At 40.3% G+C, this 23379-nt stretch carries 17 protein-coding genes and 4 tRNA genes; 14 read left to right on the forward strand and 7 right to left on the reverse strand.

Annotated features, from left to right (window positions below):
• Nucleotides 1-118: 118 nt before the first annotated feature.
• Nucleotides 119-2089: a monovalent cation:proton antiporter-2 (CPA2) family protein gene (locus tag AB6T38_RS00205; RefSeq protein WP_372545259.1), complete on the reverse strand. Its 1971-nt coding sequence runs from the start codon at nt 2087-2089 to the stop codon at nt 119-121.
• A gap of 222 nt (nt 2090-2311) precedes the next feature.
• Here AB6T38_RS00205 and AB6T38_RS00210 point away from each other — a divergent pair, with 222 nt between their 5' ends.
• A complete protein-coding gene (locus AB6T38_RS00210) occupies nt 2312-3196 on the forward strand; it encodes a GGDEF domain-containing protein (protein WP_372545260.1) in 885 nt (294 codons plus the stop codon).
• A 218-nt stretch (nt 3197-3414) separates the two neighbouring features.
• Nucleotides 3415-4443, forward strand: a complete 1029-nt coding sequence (locus AB6T38_RS00215; protein WP_372545261.1) for a GGDEF domain-containing protein — start codon at nt 3415-3417, stop codon at nt 4441-4443.
• A gap of 3 nt (nt 4444-4446) precedes the next feature.
• Here AB6T38_RS00215 and AB6T38_RS00220 read toward each other — a convergent pair whose 3' ends face one another.
• The 3 genes from AB6T38_RS00220 to tsaA all read right to left on the reverse strand — a co-directional run bounded on the left by AB6T38_RS00220 (nt 4447) and on the right by tsaA (nt 8064).
• Nucleotides 4447-5286 carry an MBL fold metallo-hydrolase gene (locus AB6T38_RS00220; protein WP_372545262.1) on the reverse strand — a complete coding sequence of 280 codons (840 nt, stop codon included), beginning with the start codon at nt 5284-5286 and terminating at the stop codon, nt 4447-4449.
• Between the two features lie 180 nt (nt 5287-5466).
• Nucleotides 5467-7182 (reverse strand): proline--tRNA ligase, encoded by a 1716-nt coding sequence (locus AB6T38_RS00225; RefSeq protein ID WP_372545263.1) that lies wholly within the window; start codon nt 7180-7182, stop codon nt 5467-5469.
• A 171-nt stretch (nt 7183-7353) separates the two neighbouring features.
• A complete protein-coding gene (gene tsaA / locus AB6T38_RS00230) occupies nt 7354-8064 on the reverse strand; it encodes a tRNA (N6-threonylcarbamoyladenosine(37)-N6)-methyltransferase TrmO (RefSeq protein WP_372545264.1) in 711 nt (236 codons plus the stop codon).
• 385 nt (nt 8065-8449) lie between these two features.
• Between tsaA and AB6T38_RS00235 the strand changes: the two genes are divergently transcribed.
• From AB6T38_RS00235 to AB6T38_RS00250, 4 genes are read left to right on the forward strand one after another with little or no spacing between them, the layout of a single operon-like run.
• Complete coding sequence (locus AB6T38_RS00235; protein ID WP_372545265.1) at nt 8450-9373, forward strand: ABC transporter ATP-binding protein; 924 nt, start codon at nt 8450-8452, stop codon at nt 9371-9373.
• Entirely contained in the window at nt 9373-10107 is a 735-nt protein-coding gene (locus AB6T38_RS00240; RefSeq protein WP_372545266.1) for an ABC transporter permease subunit, read from the forward strand. Before AB6T38_RS00235 ends, AB6T38_RS00240 begins: the two co-directional genes overlap by 1 nt.
• 4 nt (nt 10108-10111) lie before the next feature.
• The gene (locus AB6T38_RS00245) at nt 10112-11977 is read left to right on the forward strand and encodes a GldG family protein (protein WP_372545267.1); all 1866 of its coding nucleotides are present in this window, start codon (nt 10112-10114) and stop codon (nt 11975-11977) included.
• Nucleotides 11970-12992 (forward strand): DUF4340 domain-containing protein, encoded by a 1023-nt coding sequence (locus tag AB6T38_RS00250; protein ID WP_372545268.1) that lies wholly within the window; start codon nt 11970-11972, stop codon nt 12990-12992. Before AB6T38_RS00245 ends, AB6T38_RS00250 begins: the two co-directional genes overlap by 8 nt.
• Before the next feature lie 118 nt (nt 12993-13110).
• On the opposite strand, the gene AB6T38_RS00255 is transcribed toward AB6T38_RS00250, so the two are convergent.
• Both AB6T38_RS00255 and folD read right to left on the reverse strand, forming a co-directional pair.
• Nucleotides 13111-13674 (reverse strand): DUF1415 domain-containing protein, encoded by a 564-nt coding sequence (locus AB6T38_RS00255; RefSeq protein WP_372545270.1) that lies wholly within the window; start codon nt 13672-13674, stop codon nt 13111-13113.
• Nucleotides 13674-14528 (reverse strand): bifunctional methylenetetrahydrofolate dehydrogenase/methenyltetrahydrofolate cyclohydrolase FolD, encoded by an 855-nt coding sequence (folD, locus tag AB6T38_RS00260; protein ID WP_372545271.1) that lies wholly within the window; start codon nt 14526-14528, stop codon nt 13674-13676. The genes AB6T38_RS00255 and folD overlap by 1 nt, the downstream gene beginning before the upstream one ends.
• 208 nt (nt 14529-14736) lie before the next feature.
• Between folD and AB6T38_RS00265 the strand changes: the two genes are divergently transcribed.
• The 6 genes from AB6T38_RS00265 to AB6T38_RS00290 all read left to right on the forward strand — a co-directional run bounded on the left by AB6T38_RS00265 (nt 14737) and on the right by AB6T38_RS00290 (nt 16356).
• Nucleotides 14737-15378, forward strand: coding sequence for a hypothetical protein (locus tag AB6T38_RS00265; protein WP_372545272.1), 642 nt, complete (start codon nt 14737-14739; stop codon nt 15376-15378).
• Between the two features lie 51 nt (nt 15379-15429).
• Entirely contained in the window at nt 15430-15690 is a 261-nt protein-coding gene (locus AB6T38_RS00270; protein WP_372545273.1) for a DUF5062 family protein, read from the forward strand.
• Nucleotides 15691-15877: 187 nt separating this feature from the next.
• Nucleotides 15878-15954 (forward strand) — tRNA-Pro (locus AB6T38_RS00275).
• 26 nt (nt 15955-15980) lie between these two features.
• Nucleotides 15981-16057: transfer RNA gene (locus AB6T38_RS00280), tRNA-Arg, on the forward strand.
• Nucleotides 16058-16192: 135 nt separating this feature from the next.
• Nucleotides 16193-16268 (forward strand) — tRNA-His (locus AB6T38_RS00285).
• Between the two features lie 3 nt (nt 16269-16271).
• Nucleotides 16272-16356 (forward strand) — tRNA-Leu (locus AB6T38_RS00290).
• Nucleotides 16357-16475: 119 nt separating this feature from the next.
• Here AB6T38_RS00290 and AB6T38_RS00295 read toward each other — a convergent pair.
• On the reverse strand, nt 16476-17396 hold the full coding sequence (locus tag AB6T38_RS00295) for a type II secretion system protein N (RefSeq protein ID WP_372545274.1): 921 nt from the start codon (nt 17394-17396) through the stop codon (nt 16476-16478).
• A 285-nt stretch (nt 17397-17681) separates the two neighbouring features.
• Between AB6T38_RS00295 and AB6T38_RS00300 the strand changes: the two genes are divergently transcribed.
• Nucleotides 17682-19925, forward strand: coding sequence for a S8 family serine peptidase (locus AB6T38_RS00300; RefSeq protein ID WP_372545275.1), 2244 nt, complete (start codon nt 17682-17684; stop codon nt 19923-19925).
• Nucleotides 19926-20070: 145 nt separating this feature from the next.
• Nucleotides 20071-23352 carry a two-component regulator propeller domain-containing protein gene (locus AB6T38_RS00305; protein WP_372545276.1) on the forward strand — a complete coding sequence of 1094 codons (3282 nt, stop codon included), beginning with the start codon at nt 20071-20073 and terminating at the stop codon, nt 23350-23352.
• Nucleotides 23353-23379: the final 27 nt, after the last annotated feature.

A 23379-nucleotide genomic window follows, 5' to 3' on the forward strand; every position in this document is an offset into this window, starting at 1 on the left:
GCCAATCCCCAAATGCAGCCTACATGGCTGCATTTTTATTTGTAACTATAAAACCTGGCTTTCTAAAGGTGTATAGGTTGGTCAGTCAGCGCTTTAGGGAGCGGGATTAAATAGACGTTTAACTTCCCTCTAATAAAAAATGTTCTGTACGCTCTACTCGCCGTGGTTTGCCAGAAATAACAATAACGTCGTTTGCTTGCAGTGGCTGAGTCAGGTCTGGTTTGGTGATTTCATGGTGGTTACGACGTAACCCATGAATGCTAATTTTACGTTTACTCAGTTCGAGTTGAGCAATTGATTTACCAACGGCAAAAGCTCCATCGGTTAGTTGTACCGCGTGCATAAATTCGAGCTTATCCTTAGTACCTTGACTAATTTCAGTGGTTTCTCCGGGAAAGAAACCGTGCATATGCCGATAATGGTCTTTTCGTTCAGAGCGCACCCGTTTTAATATCCGAGCCATGGGGATGCCGGATAAATGTAGGATCTGTGATACCAACATTAAACTCCCTTCGAGAATTTCAGGTACAACTTGGCTAGCACCTGCGGCATATAGTTCTTCTAAGTGATAGTCTTTTCTGGTTCTTACCACTATAGGTAATTGGGGATGCATTTCAGCTATAATTTTGATCACATCCAAGGCTTTTTGATGTTCATCGAAGGTGATCAATACCAGCTTAGCCGTATCTATTCCTGCGGCCTTTAGAATATCTGGTTGGCAGACATCTCCAAATACCACGGTTTGTCCAGCACTGCGGCTTTCATTGACACGAACAGGGTCAAAATCCACCACCAAATAGGGAATTTTTTCGATTGTTAATAATCGGCTGACAGATTGGCCTACACGGCCAAAACCCAGAATAAGAACGTGATCTTGCATATTTGGATGGTAATTATCTTCATCCTCAGGCGCTAATTGTAAGTGGGGTTTTCCGATAATATATTTTGCCATCAAAAGGCTATTTTCAATGAGCCACGGGGTCATTGCCATGCTCAACACCCCGATAGCCATAAGAAGGGAGCCTTGCTCAGCACTGAGTATTTGATGGTTGACTGCCAGCGCGGCAATGATGAAGCTAAATTCGCCAATCTGACAAAGCTTTAAGGCCGTTGACCAAGCATCGAGCTTATCTGCCTTAAATAGCTTTCCACAAACAGCAATGATTAAGGTTTTAAATAGCATGATAATGACTAGGCCAAGCAGCACCCAATGTAGTTGTGATGCCAATGTTTGCATTTCCAAACGCATGCCAACGGTGATGAAAAACAACCCCATGAGAATATCTCTAAAGGGTCGAATATCAGCCTCTAGTTGATGCCTGTACTGACTTTCACTTAGCATCATGCCTGCTAAGAATGCTCCTAGGGCCATGGATAATCCAAAGGAATAGGTTAGACCTGCAGCGGCAAGGGCAACTAAAATTGTGGTAAGTACAAAGAGTTCATCGGTGCGAGTCCGAGCCACTTCATTGAATATTTTGGGTAACAGCCATTTACCCACGGACATTAAAATAGCGACTACCACTGTGCCTTTTAATAACGCCATTACTATGGCAAACCATAGGCTGGTATGAGATTGATCTGATAGCAGTGGCACTAAAATAAGTAAGGGAACCACAGCTAAATCTTGAAATAGCAAAATACTGACGACCATTTGCGCTCGCGTGGTATTTAGGGTTCCCCTTTCACTCATTTGTTTAATGACAATGGCAGTCGAAGAAAGGGCGAGCATTCCTCCAATTATTAATCCAGCTTTTAAGTCAAACCCGAATACACTGGCTACGCCCATAAAAAACAGCGTTGTGATTATCATTTGTGCTAAACCAATGCCGAATACCAAGTGTCGCATCGCCATAACTTTAGGAAGAGAAAACTCCAACCCCAAGGAAAATAGCAGAAAGACAATGCCTAATTCGGCAAAAAAGTGGATTTCTTCTGGGTGATCGATGATGGCTAACATGTGTGGTCCCGCGGCCACGCCGCAGGCTAAATAAGCGAGTATCGGCGGCAAGTTTATGCGCCTAAAACCCCATACAATTAAAACGGCTACGGTCATCAATATTAATATGTTTGCGAAACCCACATGCATAAATCTATTCTCTTTATTTCGCTAATTTTGTTGTTGTATTGGTTTAAGTCAAGATGATTAACTTCAGTGCTCAACTATAGCAACACAACTACTTTAATCTTAGCAGCGATCAATGGCACAGTGATTGCTAAATAATCAAATATAAGACATTTCTATTTAACTCATTGGCAATTTAGCCACGAATTCGCCAAAAAATTGGCAGGAGCACTCGTTTTGGAGCATATGACACAGGTTTTTGACGCTGGATTGACTGACAATAATTTGTTTGGCGCAGATTCTCATAAAAGTGGCTTGAGTCATACTGAGTCCCATCAAGTCATGTTGAAACTGTCTACGAGTATTGATTTACAGGAGCTCTCTCAACTTTTCTATCATCTGTTGAAAGCAAAAATCAATCTAAAAGGCTTAACAATTAATTATCCTGATAGTTTTTTAACCTTTGGTAATACAGAAAAATCCATACATAACAAAACATTAGATCAGGTAAGTCGCCATACTATTTTTGCGACTCTAATCTACTCTTTCTCTAACGTATTAAGCTTGCGAGAAAGCGCGATGCTCAGCGATTTGCATCGTTTATTTAAGTTTCCTTTAAAAAATGCCCTAGATTTTCAGAGAATTAAACAACTTGCTCTTAAAGATCATCTTACGGCTTTAGGTAATAGAGTACATTATCAAGATTCGTTAATAAGGCTGCTTAGCCACGCTAAACGCGCCAGCGAAAGCTTTGGTTTACTTGTCATCGATTTAGATAAATTTAAATCAGTAAACGATACCTTTGGTCATCATGAAGGCGATCAAGTTTTGATTGCTGTAGCAACTGTACTAAATCAATCATTACGAAATAGTGATTACGCTTTTCGTTTTGGTGGTGATGAGTTTTGCTGTCTTTTACCTGGTAGTGATGCACTTGTAAACAGTAAGATAGCTGAACGTATTCAGAGGCTTATGAGTAAAAATGTAGTTTTATCTAAGTACAATATTTCCTGCAGTATTGGCAGTACTATGTATCAATTCGGCGATAATCAAGAGATATTGTTTAATCGAGCGGATAAAGCCTTATACGCAGCAAAACAAAATGGAAAAAATTGCTATAAAGCGGCCTAACTTAGTCGCTTAGCGGCAAAAATCTGCAGTCTGATCCTAGATTGTGTCAAGATTAATTCTTAAACTTTAAGGATTACATACCCTTTTACCTTCAAAAATATTAGACTGTCACTTATAACAAGATTGTTTTTTGTTTCTTTTAGTAATAAATGGCGAATAGATTAGCTGCCCTTGTACGGGTAAATCTGTAGGCTTATTTATGTCGTACGAGACTATTTATGCATAGTGATTTTGACCACAACACTCAATACCGACGCAAGGTTTTGCAAGTATTGTTAATGATCACCTTTATAGGAGGTTTTGTTTTTGGTTTGATCAATAATTATCGAGGATTGTACCTTTTAGCCGGATTAGAGATGGGATACGGAATTTTTTCCTTTTTAGTGTGGCGGCGAATAATGAATACAACACGTTTTCAATTCTGGGTAATGGCCTACCTTTTACCCTTTTTCTCTATAATGATGTTCGCCTTGTCAGTGCCTAACTCTTCTCAGTCGATCTATGTTTGGATTTTGACTATTCCTGTGATTTCTTATCTATTAATGGGAAGAAAACCTGGATTTTATTTTTCCATTGTTTTTATGACTCTCGGAATTTGTATATTTCATTTAAAATTTCTAACGGACGATATTCCATTAAATGTTACTGTGTCTTTGAATGTAGTATTGAGCAGCGTGCTAATGATAGCCTTAGCCCATGTTTACGAGTGTAATCGTGAGACTAACGAAGAGCGATTAATGGAATTGGCCGGTACCGATAAATTGACTGGGCTAGCCAATAGAATGAGGCTTGTTGATTCGTTTGTTGCAACTAGTGAGTATGCTAAACGGCATAATCTTGATATGTCTGTCGTGCTTTTTGATTTGGACTTTTTTAAAAATATAAATGACTTGCACGGTCATCATGGTGGCGATGCTGCGCTGTGTTTTGTGGCTAATTTTCTGCAAAAGCATACCCGAAAAAGTGATCTACTCGCTCGCTTTGGAGGAGAAGAGTTCGCGTTAGTGATGCAAGGCTCTAAACCAAATGACAGTTTTCATCAAGTCGATTCTTTGCGTAAGAAACTATTAGAAACTCCGTTTATATACAATAAACAAACTGTCAATATAACTTTCAGTGCTGGCATTTCCCATTACGGCGCTGATGGAATCAACCTAGACGATTTACTTGTCAAAGCTGATGAACGTTTATACCTTGCTAAAGAAAAAGGGCGCAACTGTGTTGTCGACCATAACTTGCAGGGGTAATCGTTAAAACTTAATTGCCAGACCTTCTGCAGCGGCAAACACTTGAAGATCATCTTCTGCAATTGCAATGACTTCCTGACAATGGGATTCAATGGCGGCAATATCATCATCGGTTCTAATATGGTCATGGCTGTAAAGAGCTAAACGTTTAGCTCTGCATCCTAAGGCCAACTTTACCGCTTCTTCTGCTACTGAATGTCCCCATCCTGATTTTCCTGGCATATCAGACAACATATACTGAGCGTCATGGACAATAATATCCGCATTCATCGCGAATTCTACCCATTGTAAAAAGTCTGTTTCTTTGCGGTAGGGAGGATAAAGCTCATTGTCGGTGATATAGGCAACTTTAGCGCCATCGGCTTCTATCACATAAGAGCTCCCGCTGCCGGGGTGATTCATTGGATGGCGATGAATTTTAGCACTGCCAATTTGCCAACTATTTACCCCCTCAGGAATCGGCTTGAGTTCGATATTGGATTGTAACGTATCGTGATGAACAGGAAAGTAACTACCGGACATCTGGTTTAAAATAGCGTTATTTTCTTCTAGTGTCGTCATACCAGGGGTAATGAATATGTTTCTGCCTGGCTGGTATATAGGTGCGAAGAACGGGAAACCTTGTATGTGATCCCAATGATTATGGGTAAGCAACAAATGTAAATCGTTTTGTTTGGAAATTAATTTCTGACCGAGGTTTTTAATTCCTGTACCTGCATCTAGAATAATGTCTGTGCCATCATCTAATTCAATGTGCACACAGGCTGTATTACCACCATATTTTACATATTCCGGACCCGGTGCTGGTATTGAACCTCTTACACCGTAAAACGTTAATTGCATAATCCATCTCTTAGTTTCAGTTTGTCCGCACGAACCTGTTATTCGCAGATATTAGCATAGCGTATCACCGAGCAATTCAACAAATAAGATGTAAAGTTATTCAAAGTTATTGAAAAGCATATGGATATAGGATGTAGGAGACACAATACCAACCAAAGAGTTGGCATTGTAACTTACAGATTATTGATTTTGTATAAGGGATAAGACATCTTCGATGCTAACTGTCTGCTTTTCACCAGTCCGTCTATTTTTATATTCAACGTTGTTTTCATCTAGGTTGCGTTCACCGATCACAATGGTGTGAGGAATACCAATTAATTCCATATCGTTGAACATGACACCAGGGCGCTCTTTACGATCATCAAACAACACATCTACTCCCGCTGCCACTAATTGTTCGTAAAGTGATTCTGCAACCTGTTGAATGCGGTGAGATTTGTGCATGTTCATTGGGATCAAAGCAACTTTGAAAGGAGCGATTGCTTCAGGCCAAATAATGCCGTACTTATCATGATTTTGTTCAATGGCAGCCGCCACAATTCGTGACACTCCAATTCCATAACAACCCATAGTTAGTACTTGATGCTTGCCTTGTTCATTAAGCACACCACAGCCCATGGCTTCGGAATATTTATCGCCTAACTGGAAGATGTGCCCAACTTCAATGCCTCGTTTAATTTCCAATGAGCCTTGTCCATCAGGAGAAGGATCACCAGCTTCTACATTGCGTAAATCGGCAACTTGATAATCGACAATGTCTTTTTCCCAATTTGCACCTGTAAAATGGAATCCAGTTTTATTCGCACCGCAAACAAAATCAGTTAAGTGAGCGGCACTTCGATCCACAACCACAGGAATAGATAGCTCCATTGGCCCGATTGAACCAATTTCACAATTTAGAGATTGGAAAATTTGTTGCTCACTTGCCATTGTTAGGGGGGCATATACTGAATCTAGCTTTTCGGCTTTGATATCATTTAGAGTGTGATCACCGCGCAATACAAGTGCTACTAATCCTGGTTGACCTTTATCATCTTGTTCACCTAATACGATAATCGTTTTGACAGTTTTGTCGGCACTGATATTAAAATGCTCGCATACTTGTTCAATGGTTTTCACATTAGGTGTAGCGACTTCTGTTTTAACCGCCATGATAGGTGCTTTTTCGGTAACGGGTGAAATAGCTTCAGCCATTTCAATATTAGCCGCATAATCAGACCCATTGCTGAAGGCAATAGCATCTTCACCAGACTCTGCTAGAACATGGAATTCATGGGAAACTGCACCACCAATTGAACCTGAATCTGCTATTACCGGTCGATATTCTAGTCCCAGTCGTTCAAAAATATTGCAGTAGGCCTGAAACATTCCGTCGTAAGTCTGTTGCAATGACTGTTCTGAGGTATGGAATGAGTAGGCATCTTTCATGGTAAATTCGCGACCGCGCATTATGCCAAAGCGAGGACGAACTTCATCACGAAATTTAGTTTGAATTTGATAAAGGTTTATGGGTAATTGTTTGTAACTGCTAATTTCATTTTTAACCAATGCAGTAACAACTTCTTCGTGAGTTGGACCTAAAACAAAATCGCGGTTATGTCGATCTTTAATGCGCAATAATTCCGGACCATACTCATCCCAACGCCCACTTTCTTGCCAAAGATCTGCAGGTTGCACTACAGGCATTAACATTTCTATTGCCCCGGCTTTGTTCATTTCTTGACGAACAATATCAGCCACTTTATTCAGCACGCGCAAACCACTGGGCAGCCAAGTATACAAACCAGAAGCAAGTTTACGAACCATACCTGCCCGTAACATTAATTTGTGACTAATTACTTCCGCATCAGCAGGAGTTTCTTTTTGGGTAGATAATAGATATTGGCTGGTACGCATCAGCTTAGTAGGTCCTTATTTTGCTCTTAAATCGTAAACGGACGACATTCTACCAGCACCCTTTAAAAGGCAAAAGAGATATTCTTCTAGTTGCCGAAAAAGGTTTAGTTGAGCGACAAAAGGCTAGCTAACCCGAGGGATGAATAGCAGATTCAACAGAAATGACAGGTTCTAGTCTTGTAACCGACTTATTTGCTCTACAACACAGGTATTTTGTAGCACTCGCCATTGAATATTCAGATCATATAAGGCGACCCCATATAGGCGATCAGTGGTTTTGGTTTTGTGGTACGCCGGACGGGGATCTTGACTTAATATTTGCTCAATCAAAGTGTCTAAACGTGGGTGCTGTTGTTGGTAAATAGCCAATTGCTCACGTGCATTTTGGGAGAATATTACCGCGAGCGTCTCTTGTGGCTTAGTTTGTCCATATCCCGCTTCTGCATGGGGAATACTGTCTGAATAGGGAATATAAGGTTTAATATCGATAATCGGCGTGTTGTCGAGTAAATCCATTCCCGAAACCACAATACGGGTTTGAGAATTGACTAATATAACCTCTTCAAACTTAACTGCACTGATACCTATGTTATTAGGGCGATGTGTGCTGCGTGATGCAAACACACCTACTTTTTCATTGCCGCCTAGACGAGGTGGACGCACCAATGGCGAAGTGGATTTATTGGCAGTTTGATGAAATTGAAAAACCAACCATAAATGACTGAATTGTTCGATACCTCGAATAAAATCTGCAGAATTAAATCCTTGGGCAAAGATTATCTGACCCATAGCAGCTGTTACTAAACCTGGCTGCCTAGGAATGGCAAATTTCTCTTTGTATGGGGTGTTGATATGCCCGATGGGGCTTATTTCAATGGGCATGTAGGCCTTTGTAAAATTTATGTTTTATTTTAATTTATGATTGAGAATGAGAAGACACATTTTGCTACACAATGACATTAAATTGAAACCTTTATATAAAAGCTTATCTGTTACAATTTCATTGTTCACTTCCCGAACCAACCTTAGGCTTAAACTTGGAACAAATTAACATTTTACCGAGTTTAGGTCTCTTTTTTTGATACTCTAAAAGATATTGGCATCAGGTCGCATTTTTAATACACTTTTTGCATTAAAAGTGCGACATTCTGACGTCTTACTAAAAATAAAAATTTTCTTAATTGTTCGCGTAAATTCTTGATTTCTTTTTTCTGAGTACCATATTCACTATGAATTTGGACAACTCACTGATCATAATGGGAATAACATGATCTATGTAAAAAATTTGACGAAGATTTTTGGCGATTTTGTCGCCGTTAATCATCTTAGCTTCGATATCCAACCTGGTGATGTTGTTGGCTTCCTAGGGCCAAATGGTGCGGGTAAGTCTACAACTATGAAAATGCTCACAGGTTTTATTACACCGGATGATGGTGAAATATTAATAGATGACTTATCAATTTACGAAGACGCGAAAAAAATAAAGCAAAAAATAGGTTACTTGCCTGAAGGGGCGCCCGCATATGGCGATATGACACCCTTGCAGTTTTTGAATTTTATTGCTGCGATTCGAGGCTTAAAAGGAGACTTAAAACGGCAACGAATTAGTCATGTGATTAATAAGATTGATTTACAATCGGTGTTAGATAAACCCATTGATAATTTATCTAAGGGATTTAAACGTCGCGTCGGATTAGCCCAAGCACTATTGCATGATCCACAGATATTGATTTTAGATGAACCCACAGACGGACTTGACCCAAATCAGAAACATCAGGTTCGCGAACTCATTCAAAATCTAGCGAAAGACAAAATCGTGATTATTTCTACCCATATTCTCGAAGAGGTTTCGGCGCTGTGTAACCGGGTGATGATTATCGCTACGGGCCAGATGAAATTTAATGGCACACCCCAAGAACTCATCCAGAAATCCAAATACCATAATGCCATTACGCTGCATTTGAGCTATCCATCCGATACCTCTGGTTTTTTAGATGTGCCAGGGATAGTTGATATTCTGCCGGATCACGCCACAGGTAAAGTGACCTTGTTAACAGAACCAGGCAGTGATGTATTGCATGACGTAAACCAACATATTCATGAACGTCGGCTACCCGTAGATACTTTGTATGTTGAGCGGGGCCGCCTTGACCAAGTGTTTAGAGAACTGACACAGGGAGCGAAGCAATAATGGGGATGATTTCGACACTATTTAAACGTGAAATAGCGAGCTTTTTTGCTACTCCAGTCGCGTACGTTTTTATTACTATATTTTTGATTCTATCTGCAGTTTTTGCATTTTTTATTGGTAATTTGTACGAGCGTGAGCAAGCAGACTTGTTACCCTTTTTCAATTTCCACCCTTGGTTATATTTATTTTTAGTGCCAGCAATCGCTATGCGTACTTGGTCTGAAGAGCGTAAAAGCGGAAGTATCGAGCTATTGATGACCTTACCAATTAGTAGCTTGCAGGCGGTTATTGCCAAATTTCTAGCGTCTTGGGCGGTGCTTGGCTTATCACTCTTGTTAACCTTCCCATTGTGGCTAACCATCAATTACTTAGGTGAACCTGATAATGGTGTTGTGGTTGCGGCTTATTTAGGAAGTTGGTTAATGGCCGGAGCATTTTTAGCAATTGGAATGTGTATGTCAGCGATGACTAAAAATCAGGTGGTGGCCTTTATTCTAGCGGTGGTTGTGTGCTTTTTGTTTGTGGTCAGTGGTAGCAATATTGTATTGGATGCATTTAAAAATTGGGCTCCATCAATGTTAATTGATACGGTGGCTTCATTCAGCTTTTTAACTCACTATGAGTCACTTGCCAAAGGTGTTATTGCCCTCAATGACGTGGGCTACTTCTGCATTTCAATTGTAATTTGGTTGTACGCCAGTTTATTGATTATTGAACGTAAAAAGGCGGATTAATAAGATGAGTAAATTTTCCACCTCTATCATTTTAATTTTATTAGCGGTTTTATTTTTTGCTTTAACGGTGCTGAACAATCAGTTGTTGAGTCCACTTCGTCTCGATTTAACCCAAAACCAAGTTTATTCTCTATCGGATGGCAGTAAGGAAATTGTCTCTAATATTGATGAACCCATTAATTTATATTTCTTTTTTTCGGATAAGTCATCTAAAAGCATGACTTCACTGCGCAATTATGCCACTCGTGTAGAAACCATGTTCCGTGAATACGCTAAAGCAGCTGATGGTAAAATTAATTTGCATGTTGTTGATCCGGAGCCGTTTTCAGAAGCTGAAGACCAAGCAAACGAGTTTGGACTTACCGCTGCAACGCTCGGTAATATGGGAGACGCCATATATTTGGGGTTAGCCGCGACTAACGCTTTGGATGACCAAGAAATCATTGGTTTCTTTGACCCTCAAAAAGAAAAGTTTCTTGAATATGAAATCAGTAAATTAATCCACAAACTATCACAACCTGAATCGGTCAAAATAACCTTGGTAACTGACTTGCCTCTAGCAGGTGGACAAAATCCAATGACAGGTCAATTTGACCCAGCTTGGACGTTTTACACTCAGTTACAACAACTGTATGAAGTGGAGCAGGTTTCAAATAGTGCTGAAACTATACCGGACAATACAGATGTGCTGATGTTAATCCATCCTCAATCGTTAAATGAAAAGCTGTTATACGCAGTAGATCAATACGTTATGCAAGGTGGAAAGTTGATTGTGTTTGTGGACCCAAAAAATGAATCCGATCCAATGGCAATGATGGCCGGTATGGCTGCTTCGGGTGACAATAATTCTAACCTAACTCCTTTATTCGATGCCTGGGGATTGCAGTTTGATGATAGTCAGGTATTGCTTGATGCTGAGCTTGGCTTAGACATACGCACTGCTGATGGTGGTGTGGCTAGACACTTTGGTTTTGTCGGGATTCAGTCTCAACAGCTCGACCGTGACGACGTTACCACTGCCAATTTAGAGATTATTAATGGTGCTTCGTTTGGGGCCTTTAGTAAGTCTAATAGCAGCAACTTACAATGGACTCCGTTGATGCGATCTTCGGCTAACTCGGGATTTATGGACGTGTTCACTTACTCCTCTTTACAAGATCCCAATGCGCTGGCTCGGGAATTCACAAACCAAAATCGGCAACATGTACTGGCCGCTAGATTACAAGGGAGGGCTTCTTCAGCTTATAAACAAGCCCCAGATGATAGCGTAGTTGAAAGTGCTCATATGTCCTCCACTGATCAATTAAACGTTATTGTGGTGGGTGATACAGATCTGTTGGCTAACCGATTTTGGGTGCAGCAGGCGAATTTCTTTGGTGATACTGTTTACACTCCTTTTGCCAATAATGGCGATTTTGTTACCAATGCGGTAGAGAATTTAAGCGGTAGTGATGCGCTGATTAGTATTCGTAGTCGCGGTACATTCGCGCGTCCATTTAATACCGTAGATGCATTAAAAGTTGAAGCAGAGCGCAAGTTTCGTGAGCAAGAACAGCTTTTACAGCAGCAATTAGATGAAACAGAACAGCAACTTGCGCAATTGCAAAACCAGCAAGTGGAAGGCGCTGGCTTAGTTATGACGCCGGAACAGCAGCAAGCATTAGATGAGTTTGTTGAAAAGCGCACAGAAATTCGCAAAGCCTTGCGTGAAGTAAGGCATCAATTGGATAAGGATATTGAAGAACTGGGAAATTGGTTGAAGTTTATTAATATTGCCATCGCCCCTATCGTATTAATGCTTGTTCTGATGCTACTTGCAAGACTATTGAGAACACGCTCTAAAGGTGATGAGGGGCTACCCTATGAATAAACAATTGGTTTCGTTAGTCGTTATCATAGCGGCGTTAGCGGCAGCTATTTACTTTCTAACTATAGGCGCTAATCAGGCGTCTGCTGAAAAACTGAAATTATTTCCTGAACTTGCTGAACAAGCTCAAAAGATTCAACAAATACAGGTTTCCAATGCAAATGGAAGCTTAATTGATGCTCGTCAATCGCAAGGTCAATGGATAACTGTATTACCCGTGAGTGAGCGTGAGTATCCGCTGCAGCAAAAAGCATTGTCGGAGCTGGTGGATGGTTTATCAAAAGCGGTCTTATTCGAAGCTAAAACGGCCAAAAGCGAAAACTTTGGGCGTTTAGGTTTGCAGGATATTGACCAGGTAGACAGTCAAGGCACACTCATAAAAATACGCATTGGCACTAAAGATTATCAGGTGTTAGTTGGGGCGCGTGCGAGCCTAGGCCAAGGATCATTTGCACGCTTAATTGGCGAGAAACAAACCTGGCTGTTGGACCGCATCATTAACTTACCAACGGATCAATACGCGTGGTTAAAACAACCTATTTTGGATGTCTTAAAAGAGCAAGTGAGTTACCTGCGCCGTGAAGGCAATGCAGGTTTTGAAATTCAAAAGGATTTTGAACAAGAAGATGGATTTACGTTAAAAGGCTTAGGCGAAAGTGAAGAGCTCAAATACCAAAGTATTTTAAGTGCTTTTGTCGATAATCTAGTTAATCTGAAATTTGAGAAAATTGTAGATGCTGGAGAATCCGGATTTGATCCGCAATCAGTGACGGCCACTTTTGAAGTGGGTCTAGAAGATGGCCGTATTCTAAATATGTGGCTGTGGGAACACGCAGATGCTGCGTATGTTCGCTTTGGAGGTGATTTCGGTAAGTATTGGTATGATGTTAATTATCAGTTATCTAGCTTTTCTGCAGGGCAAATAGATAAAACTTACTCTGATTTTATTCAAGATAAGAGGTCGCAAACTCAGCTACCGCAAGAATATCCAATTGATGAAGGTGAATCACCACAATAAGGAATTTACGTTGCACTTCAATTTAGATGTTAGGTGAGTGAACACACCACCTAACATGTCTTAAAGTTCTTTTTCGGAGCTCCACCACTTTCGTTACTTTACTTGGGTTTTCACACCTTTAATTTTTCATGCAGGATAGCAGTAGGGCGTTAAGGGCACTTGCTCCCATACTTTGCGCCTTATGAATATTGTTTTGAGGAATTTTTTCAGGGTGTTTATAAGCCTTAATTGCTTTTTCTAAACTGGCTTCTCGTAGCAAGTGGATGGTCGGGTAGGGTGATCTATTGGTATAGTTTTCTGCAGAATCTTCCGGTTCTCCATCAAATACATATTCAGGGTGGAAACTCGCCAACTGGTAAACCCCTGAATAGCCATTTTCTTCTAACCAATATTGGGCTAAATCAAGCACGTCTAAATAACCAAAAAACGATTTAAAGCCGTTGGTGAGCAAAATGAGTGAGGTTTCAATCTCCGCATTTTTATCTAATATCTGGACTTCTTGAGCAAATAGCTTGAGCACATCTTTGCTTTTTTTCGAATCGCTATAGGCGTAACGAATGGCGTTGCGTTGCACTTCTCGTTTGGCAAATGGACAAAAGTTCAAGCCAATAACTACTTGATCTAACCAAGCTTTTGTCTCTTCAATAGCTTGGTAACCCAGTTGTTCACTTGCGCCCGACACTAGCTGCGGTACTTCACATAGGCTTCTAAGGTGTTTTCAATCAAACTGGCCACAGTCATTGGACCTACACCGCCAGGAACCGGAGTGATCCATCCAGCACGTTCCTTCGCAACGTCAAATTCTACATCGCCAACTAGGGAGCCGTCTGCTTGACGGTTTATACCCACATCAATGACAATTGCACCGGGCTTAATCCAATCGCCAGGAATGAATTCGGCTTTGCCAACGGCGACCACCAAAATATCGGCTCTTTGCACGTGACTTTTTAAATCTTGGGTAAACTTATGACAAGTGGTGACGGTACATCCGGCTAACAGTAACTCAAGGGACATGGGACGACCGACGATATTCGAAGCACCAACAATAACTGCGTCTAAGCCTTTTTCTGGCCGTTTTGTTGATTCAATTAGGGTCATTATACCTTTTGGTGTGCAAGGGCGTAGAGCTGGCATACGTTGCACTAAACGTCCGATATTGTAGGGGTGGAAACCATCTACGTCTTTATCAGGACGAATGCGTTCTAATACCTCTTCAGCATTTAAACCAGCAGGTAAAGGTAATTGCACTAGGATACCGTCGACTTCAGCATCCTGATTGAGAGTATCAACTAATTCCAACAGCTGTTGCTGAGTAATATCCGCTGGTAAATCATGGGCTTTATCAACAAAACCAACTTCATCACAGGCTTTACGCTTATTTGCAACATACACGCCCGAGGCTGGATCGTGCCCCACCTTGATAACTGCAAGGCCGGGTGGTCTTTTTCCTGCGGCCGTAATGGCTTCTACTTGAGAAGCGACGTTTTCTCTTACCTGCTTGGCAATCGATTTTCCGTTTATCAGTTGTGCTGTCATATGTTTAGCTTTTAAATCTTCAGATGCGGTTATTGTCCCATAACCTTGCTTGGCCAAGCAATCGTGAGTTGATATTAATTATGCCTAGTTGTTAGGTGGGCAGTAATTATTCTTTGGATAAGCAGGATTTGCCATAGAACTCGCGTATAATCCAATTATGTTTAACTGAAATGGTTTAATTAACCAGCATTAGAATAGGATATTTCATTTGCAACTTACTGGTGTAGAAATTTTTGGCTATTGTGCATCTGCTTTAATCGCATTTTCGTTAACTCGAAACTCAATTGTGCGGCTTCGTTGGTATAACCTATTTGGCGCATCTTCATTTTGCATTTATGGAATAATTATTGGCGCTTCGCCTGTGGCTTTTTTGAATGGTTTTATTGCAATCACCAATATTGTTTATTTACGAAAAATGTTAATGCAAGCCGAGCAACATTTCTCTGTCTTAGAAGTGAGTATGCCCTCTAACTATGTGGACTTTTTCCTTGATTATCATCGTCAAGACATTGAATTTCACTTTCCTCGTTTTTTTAAAAAAATGCAGCAAGAGAATCGTCGCTTTTACTTTATGATGGAAAATACAGAAGTGGCAGGGTTACTTTCTGGTTACCCAGACGAAAATAATCATTTTATTGTTGATTTTGACTTTGTTATTCCAGCCTATCGAGATTGTCGAATAGGGCACTTTGTGCTGGGACAAGGACAGCGTTTAAAGACTCAGTTTGACTATGCTGATGTTTATGCAAAGGCAGACAGCTTGAAACATGAAAACTATTTGGTGCAGTTGGGTTTTTCCCCAAAGAAGAATGGTATATGGTTTTATCCTGATTCAAATAAAAGTGTTTAAATTTACTAACCCAAATAAACACAGTGTCTATTTCTGGTGTAAGGAATTACTTTGAAGAAAATAAAAAATGAGCAGCAATTACTAAAAATGGCGATTAGTGTCGGCGAAACCTATGCGAAGAATCGTGGGTTTGACGGTTTCAGTGACACCATGGGACAAAAAGAGAAAGTTGAAATTATCTATCGATTATTAGTGAACGATAAATTAATAGCGTCCTTGGGGGAGGATTCTGAAGATTTGCTCAGTATGAAACATAGATTAGCGATATGGATAAAAAATAAACTACCCGCTGATCATGCTTTGTTAAAATGATTTTCTCGGTTTTATGCTAAATCGTCATTTTTCTAGAAAGCGAGTATATAAAACGCATATTTTATAGACTAATTGTTTTATAATTAGCCAGTTGGAAAAAATCTCTAAAAAAGTATTTGACGAGGTTAGGGCAAGTGGGTAATATGCGCCCCCTCGAAGCGATGAGGTTTTTATCGCAACGATTGTTCGGTGAGTAGCGCAGCTTGGTAGCGCACTTGGTTTGGGTCCAAGGGGTCGCAGGTTCGAATCCTGTCTCACCGACCATTTTTTTGCTTGTTCAGATTCGTAGAGCGTCCGTAGCTCAGCTGGATAGAGCACCCGCCTTCTAAGCGGGTGGTCGCAGGTTCGAATCCTGCCGGACGCGCCAGCGGAACGGTTGGATATGAATTTGATATCTAGTGACACTTTTTGATAATTTATTTTTGACGAAGTGAAAAGAGTGAACAGATAGTTATTTATCTGGCAAGTAAAAATAAAGTAGTGTAAAAAGAGTAACACAGTGGTGGACGTAGCTCAGTTGGTAGAGCCCCGGATTGTGATTCCGGTGGTCGTGGGTTCAAACCCCATCGTCCACCCCACTTGCGGAAGTGGTGGAATTGGTAGACACGCTGGATTTAGGTTCCAGTGCTTCACGGCGTGAGAGTTCAAGTCTCTCCTTCCGCACCATTGTTAGTTTCTATCTTTTAGTATTATTCAAATACTAGTTAAATCGTAATTATTCCCTTTTTCATCTTCTGTATTTTAACAATGTTAATTGTTAAACATCCTTGTTTATCATCCAAATTCTAATTTCTTTGAATACTTAGGTTTTCAGACGGAATATCCAAATACAAACTAATTACCTGACCACCTCGCAATACGCTGAACATCAAAGTTTGTGCTGTGGGAAGTAATGTTTGAACGGCTTCAAGACCCTCTTCAGTGGTAATATCGTTACCATTAATTTTTTGTAAAACATCTCCTGGTTTGAATTTTGCGCTACGATAGAGTTTGGGGTTCATCCCTGGAAGCACATTGAAACCTGCAGATATGTCATTGTTGTCGAAAGGTGAAATAGTGATAATGTGCTCTAATCGCTTAGGACGGTTACCAATTGATCTGGCTGTGTCTAGGTTATTGGTATTGTTATCATAATCTTCGGTTAGATTATTAGTAGCGTTTGCTGTTGCTGAATTGTTATCCCCTGACGTTGTCCCTCTGAGTAATAAAACTTGCCGTTGACCTTCATTTAACAATATCACTCTATCATTTTTGATTTCTTGAATAACCGCGTTGGTGTAAGCGATTTGATCATCAATAAAGTAAGTGCGAACTTGTAAGCGAGATTCAATAGTTGCTGAGGCCTCCATATCCACATCACTTGCCACCACACCTATTAATGAAATATTTAACGAGCTAGGCGGCAACCCTTCCAGATCTACTTCGCTAACTCCGTCTTGATCATTAGGGGTATTAGGTTGCTGTTCTGCTAATTGCTCAGAGGTCTTTAACAGCTCACCTTTGACCTCATCCGAAAGCTCAACAGGTTGGTGATTGGACGATCCAAACATGATATAGCACAACGCGGCTATAGCGATAAACAAGAAAGAGAGAATGAATTTGCTATTACTCATGGAAACGACTCGTGAGTGTGATGTTATTGTCGTATCAGCAGGATACCCATCACTGGCTTGGTTCTCAATACTTAATTTAAAACTCCATTTCATCAGCTACAGATCATGTCTGTATGTTTACTTAAAAATCATTTAGCTAGGCGGCTGTACACCTAATCAGATGGTAATTTAATTAGACTGATATATGTGACTTAAAAAATGAATTTTGGTTTTTATTTTAATTCATATTTTAACTTATTGATTCATATTTTAAGTTGTAAATAAATGGATAATTTAAATATACTTTAATAACAACAGCTTATAAATTTATTTTAAGTTGGCATACGTTGTGCATTAACGGATGTAGAGATTAAAATTTATCCGAAGTGGAGTCATAAAATGAGTTTTTTTACAGATAAGAGAACATTGATAGTCGGAGCCCTTTCCTTCTTCAGCAGTGTTTCTACAGTGATGCTGACAACTCAAGCCAACAGTAGCAGCGTACCTTTCTTCACTGAGTCGGGCAATACCCCTCAAATGGTGGTAAATCATAACGTAGCAAAAGAGCAATCTTACATACTGCAAGGTTTAGGTCGTGATGCTTTGGTTTCTGCGGTTGAGCGAGTTGGCGGAGCGGTCGCTAGAGAATTCCCCATTATTAACGCAATCAGTGCTTACTTAACTATTTCACAAGTAGATGAATTGGCTAATATTTCCGGATTGAACGTCACTGAAGATAGAAATGTGATGACCATGGGGAATGGCAAAGGTAATTTAGCAAATACTGCAGGCCAACTTAAAAAGTTCGCTATCGATAATAATATTGCTACTCAAACCCAAGCAGATTTGTTGCATGAAATGGGCATTACTGGAGCTGGTGTGACTGTAGCCATATTAGACAGCGGCACATTAATGGGCGGAAGCCAGGGTAAATACTTATTGCAAAATCAATATGAGCGCTCACGTGCGTTTTATAAATATGACGCAATCCAAAGTAGGAAAAATAGAGTTTTAAACGATGATCAGAATGGTCATGGTAGCCACGTTGCCGGCATTATTGCTAGTAGCCTTAAAACAGATGAAGGTAAATTCAACGGTATTGCTCCGGATGTTTATTTACTTTCAGTTAAGGCGTTTGATGCATCAGGTAATGGTAGCTACACCGATATATTAGATGGATTAAATTATATCTATCAAAACCGTAATCGTTATCGTATTCGTGTGTTGAACTTGTCTTTGGGCGCTAGTGTACAATCAAATTATTGGAGCGACCCGATTAACCAAGCTGTCATGCGGTTGTGGGATGCAGGTATTGTAGTTGTAACCTCTGTCGGTAATTCAGGTTCTGATTATGCTACTGTGACGGTACCTGGAAACAACCCTTACATTATTAGTGTTGGCGCATTAACTGATAGTTATACACCATACGACACTAGCGATGATCGTATGACTACTTTCTCGTCGAAAGGCCCCTCGGTAGAAGGATTTGTTAAACCTGAAATCGTTGCTTTTGGTGGTCACATCGCTTCTAAAATGAACAAAAGCTTACTTCAAAATAAGAATTTTGTTGAATCTGATACAGGTGAAGATTACCACTTAGTTTCAGGTACATCGCAGGCCGCAGCTGTGGTAACTGGTACAATAGCACTTATGTTGCAGTACGACTCTAGCTTGTCTCCAGATGATGTGAAATGTCGCTTAATTGATTCTGCATCGGCAGTAAAAGATCCTACAACAGGTGAGTATTATGGTCCTTTCACTCAAGGTGCAGGTCTAATCAACGCCTATGCAGCGGTAACAAGCGATGCCTACGGTTGCGCAAACGTAGGGTTAGATATTGAGGCTGACTTGAACGGTGTTGCTCACTTTAAAGGTCCAGCTCGCGTAACTGAGCAAGGTCAATTATTGGTAGCACTTGGCAATGGCGGTTTCGTAGCTGAAAGTTCTATTCAGGATAGTTTAAGTTCAATTGGAGGCTCTATTTGGGGAATTAGTACTTCTCTACAAGGTGTAAGCTACAGCTCAAGTTCAAGCTCAAGCTACAGCTCAGGTTCAAGCTCAAGCTACAGCTCAAGTTCAAGCTCAAGCTACAGCTCAGGTTCAAGCTCAAGTTACAGCTCTGGCTCAGGCTCCAGCTACAGCTCAAGCACTGTTTCTCTATCAAGTTCAAGCGGGAGTAATACTATAACGACTCAGGGATCAATTTGGGACGGTTTTACTGCTATTGAAGGTTCACTTTGGGACGGTTCTACTGCCATTGAAGGTTCAATCTGGGATGGCTCTACAACAATTCAAGGATCTATTTGGGACGGTTCTACTGCAATTGAAGGTTCAATCTGGGATGGCTCTACAATACTTGAAGGTTCGCTTTGGGATGGTTTTTCTGTACTAGAAGGGTCAATTTGGGATGGCTCTATAGAACTTGAAGGATCACTTTGGGACGGTTTATCAAGTCTTGAAGGCTCTATATGGGATGGCACCAATAGACTTGAAGGTTCAATCTGGGATAATTCATCTGCAATCGAAGGTTCAATTTGGGATAGTAGCTATTCGGTTAAGTCTGTTGAGCAAACTCTGATAGACGAGTCCACTGTATACGATAACCAAGTATCTGATAAATTGCTAGATATTGATTTAGATTAATCAACAACGAGTAACTAAGAAACCAAGCTGCATTTATAAAGTGCAGCTTGGCTGTTTTAGATAAAGGCGTGTTAATTTTAGTTGCTCAAGCTGTGTAGGGCACCTATGATGCTCAGATGTTCAACAATTAGGATAAAATGGATACATGAAGTCATTGATGCCAGTTAAACATTTAACTTTGCAAATAGTTCTTGCTTTGTTAGCAATAGTTAGTGCGTTTAACGCAATAGCAGACAATGAAAATATTAAATTTCAACGAATTACCTTAGATCAGGGTCTATCCCAAGAAAATATATTAACCGCATTTCAAGATTCCGAAGGTTACATGTGGTTTGGGACTCAAGAAGGACTAAATCGATATGATGGTTATCAATTTAAAGTTTTCACTTACAGTTCAAGAAATAAAGAATCCTTAAGCTCTGACTGGATATATTCAATCATCGAACCCCAAGAAAACATGCTTTGGATTGGTACACGCAATGGTGTTAATGTTTTTGATAAAGGTACGCAAACCTTCAAGCACTATCGATTTCAGGCGAATGATAGCAACAGTATAAATTCAGATACGGTTAGAGTGTTGTACCATTCATCGAAAAACCAAATTTGGCTTGGCAGTGACAAAGGATTAAATATATATAATCCAGCAACCGATGATTTTACTAATGTGCCGATTACCTCTGATGAATCAAAGAAATTTATTATTCAAAGTATTGCCGAAGATCATCAAGGCAATTTGTGGGTAGCGGCTTCAGGCCTCGGGGTTATCAAACTTGATACCAGTAACTATCAGGTTCTCGTCGATGCAATTGAAATGAATAGCCTCACTGGTGTTCAATCTGAACAAATAAAAACCCTAACTATAGATAACCAGCAAAGGCTTTGGTTGGGTGGTGACAGTGGCGTGACAGCTATTACGTTTTCGGATGTAGGGGAGGGTGTCTCAAGGGTGTGGAGACCTGAGGCGTTAATTGAACAAAAAATTAATCATATCTACCAAGATCGCAGTGATCGAGTTTGGTTCGCAACCTCTGACGGCCTGTTTAGATTGGAAAATGATAACCAAACTTTTTTGCATATTGAGCCTGAAAAGCAAAATCCCTACAGCCTTTCTGATGGCAAGCTAACCTATTTATTTCAAGACCGAGGCAATGTGTTTTGGGTAGGTAGTATTAAAGGTTTGAACAAGTGGAATACCGCAACATCTAACTTTGATCATATTCGTGAGGGGGCTGATAAATCGAAAAGCTTAAGCGGTAGTTACATTAATACATTTTTTGATGGTCGAGACAATCAGATATGGATTGGGTCTATAGGTGGTTTAGATCTGTTAAATGTTGAGACTGGCGATATCCAACATTTTGTAGCCAATGAAAATGACAATAATACATTACGTAGCAATACTGTTATGTCCCTGTTTTCTGAAAATGGTGATCAGCTATATATCGGTTATCAAGACCAAGGAATGAGTATGCTTGATACTCGAACAATGACCTTTACTCATTATGCAGCAGATAAAACAAACCCTCAGGCTTTGTCCGCTCCTGGTGTCACATCGATTAAATCAGCAGGGAATAACAAACTTTGGCTTACTACTTTTGGTGGTGGATTGAATCTGTTCGATATTAAAAGCCAAACGTTCACTCGGTATTTATCCGATGATACCGATTTGCAGACCATAGGCAGTAATAGGTTAATGACCCTTTACAAGGCCAAAAATGGTCTATTGTGGATTGGTACTTGGGGAGCCGGCTTAAATATATTCAACCCTACGACGGGCACTGCTATGCGGATCCCAAATGAAATGGATGATCCAACCTCCTTAGGTAGTCAAGAAGTCTGGACGATTTTTGAAGACTCAAAAGAAAACATTTGGATTGGTACCCGAGGCGCTGGTGTTGCAAAACTTTCCGCTGAGAATCGAAAGTTAGGAAAATTTGAGTTCGAACGGATTTCTCGTTATGAAGGTTTACCGAGTAGCAGTGTTTTTGGCATTCTAGAAGACGAATCTGGGTTCTTATGGTTAAGCACCAATCGAGGCATTAGTAAGCTGGATCCCGAAACTTTTGAACTTCTAAATTACGATAGTTCTCACGGTTTACAAGGTAATGAGTTTAACAATGGAGCCTACTACCAGTCAAAAAGTGGCAAACTTTATTTTGGCGGAACCAACGGGGCAACCTCGTTTTATCCTTCACAAATTGCGCCTAATCAACATGTTCCCCCGGTTGTTTTGACCAAATTCCAAAAGTTGAATGAAGTCTTTGCGTTGGACTCTTCTGGACAAAAAAGTAACCATATTCAAATTTCTCATAAAGATTATTTGATTGCTTTTGAATTTGCTGGATTAGACTTCGCGTCTCCTACTAATAATCGTTATTTATATAAATTAGAAGGATTTGATAATGACTGGATTGAAGCCGGGGATATTCGAAAGGCTACCTACACCAACCTGCCGGCAGGAAATTACTTATTTAGAGTGAAAGCGTCTAACAACGACGGCCTTTGGAATGAACAAGGTGCTGATGTGGCTCTTACCGTACTGCCCGCACCTTGGTATTCGTGGTGGGCTTATACTATTTATGGTCTATTGCTTCTAGGTGTAATGTATTTAGTCTATCGCTCTTATATTAACAAATTGGCTAAAGAAGCAAATTATCGTCATGAACTTGAGTTAGAAGTGAAAAGTAGAACGACAGAGTTACGCGAAGTTAATGAGCAGTTACTCAACGCAAGTGTCACTGATCAATTAACCGGACTGCATAACAGGCGCTATTTAAATAGTATTGTGGAGCAGCAGTGCGCGAGTGTTTTCCGTGATTTTGAACAATCACTCAACTCTGGAAAGTTCGATGCAGACAGTGGACCAAGATTGTTTTTCCTTATGTTTGACTTAGACGGCTTCAAACCCATTAATGATACTTATGGTCATGATGCTGGTGATAAAGTCATTTGTCAGGTAAGTGATTTATTAAAAGCGGTATGCCGTAAGTCTGATACCGTAATACGTTGGGGGGGGGACGAATTTTTAGTGATGGGCAGAGTTGAAGAAGTTAAGGAAATTGAGCTTTTAGCTGAGCGTTTAAGAAGTAAAATTGCCGGTTACGGTTTTGACATTGACCTCAAGCAAAAAATGCACCTTTCTTGTTCAATTGGCTATAGTATTTATCCGTTTTCTCACCATTACCCCGACTCGCTAGGTTGGGAGCAGGTGCATCTATTGGCAGATAATGCTTTGTACAAGTCCAAAGAATCTGGGCGGAATCAATGGACTGGGATTATTCAATCAAAAGAAATGCCACCCGTAGGTATCATGAACACTCTGACCCAGAATATCGATAACGTCATTGATGAGGGTTATGTGCGAATTGTACAAACAAATCTAACTAAAGATTCGAAAATTCTAGATATTAAATCGCGCCGTCGATAAGATTATTTGAAGCTAAATCGTGTTTCA

It is taken from the genome of Aliiglaciecola sp. SL4, from assembly GCF_041538045.1.
GTDB lineage: Bacteria > Pseudomonadota > Gammaproteobacteria > Enterobacterales > Alteromonadaceae > Aliiglaciecola.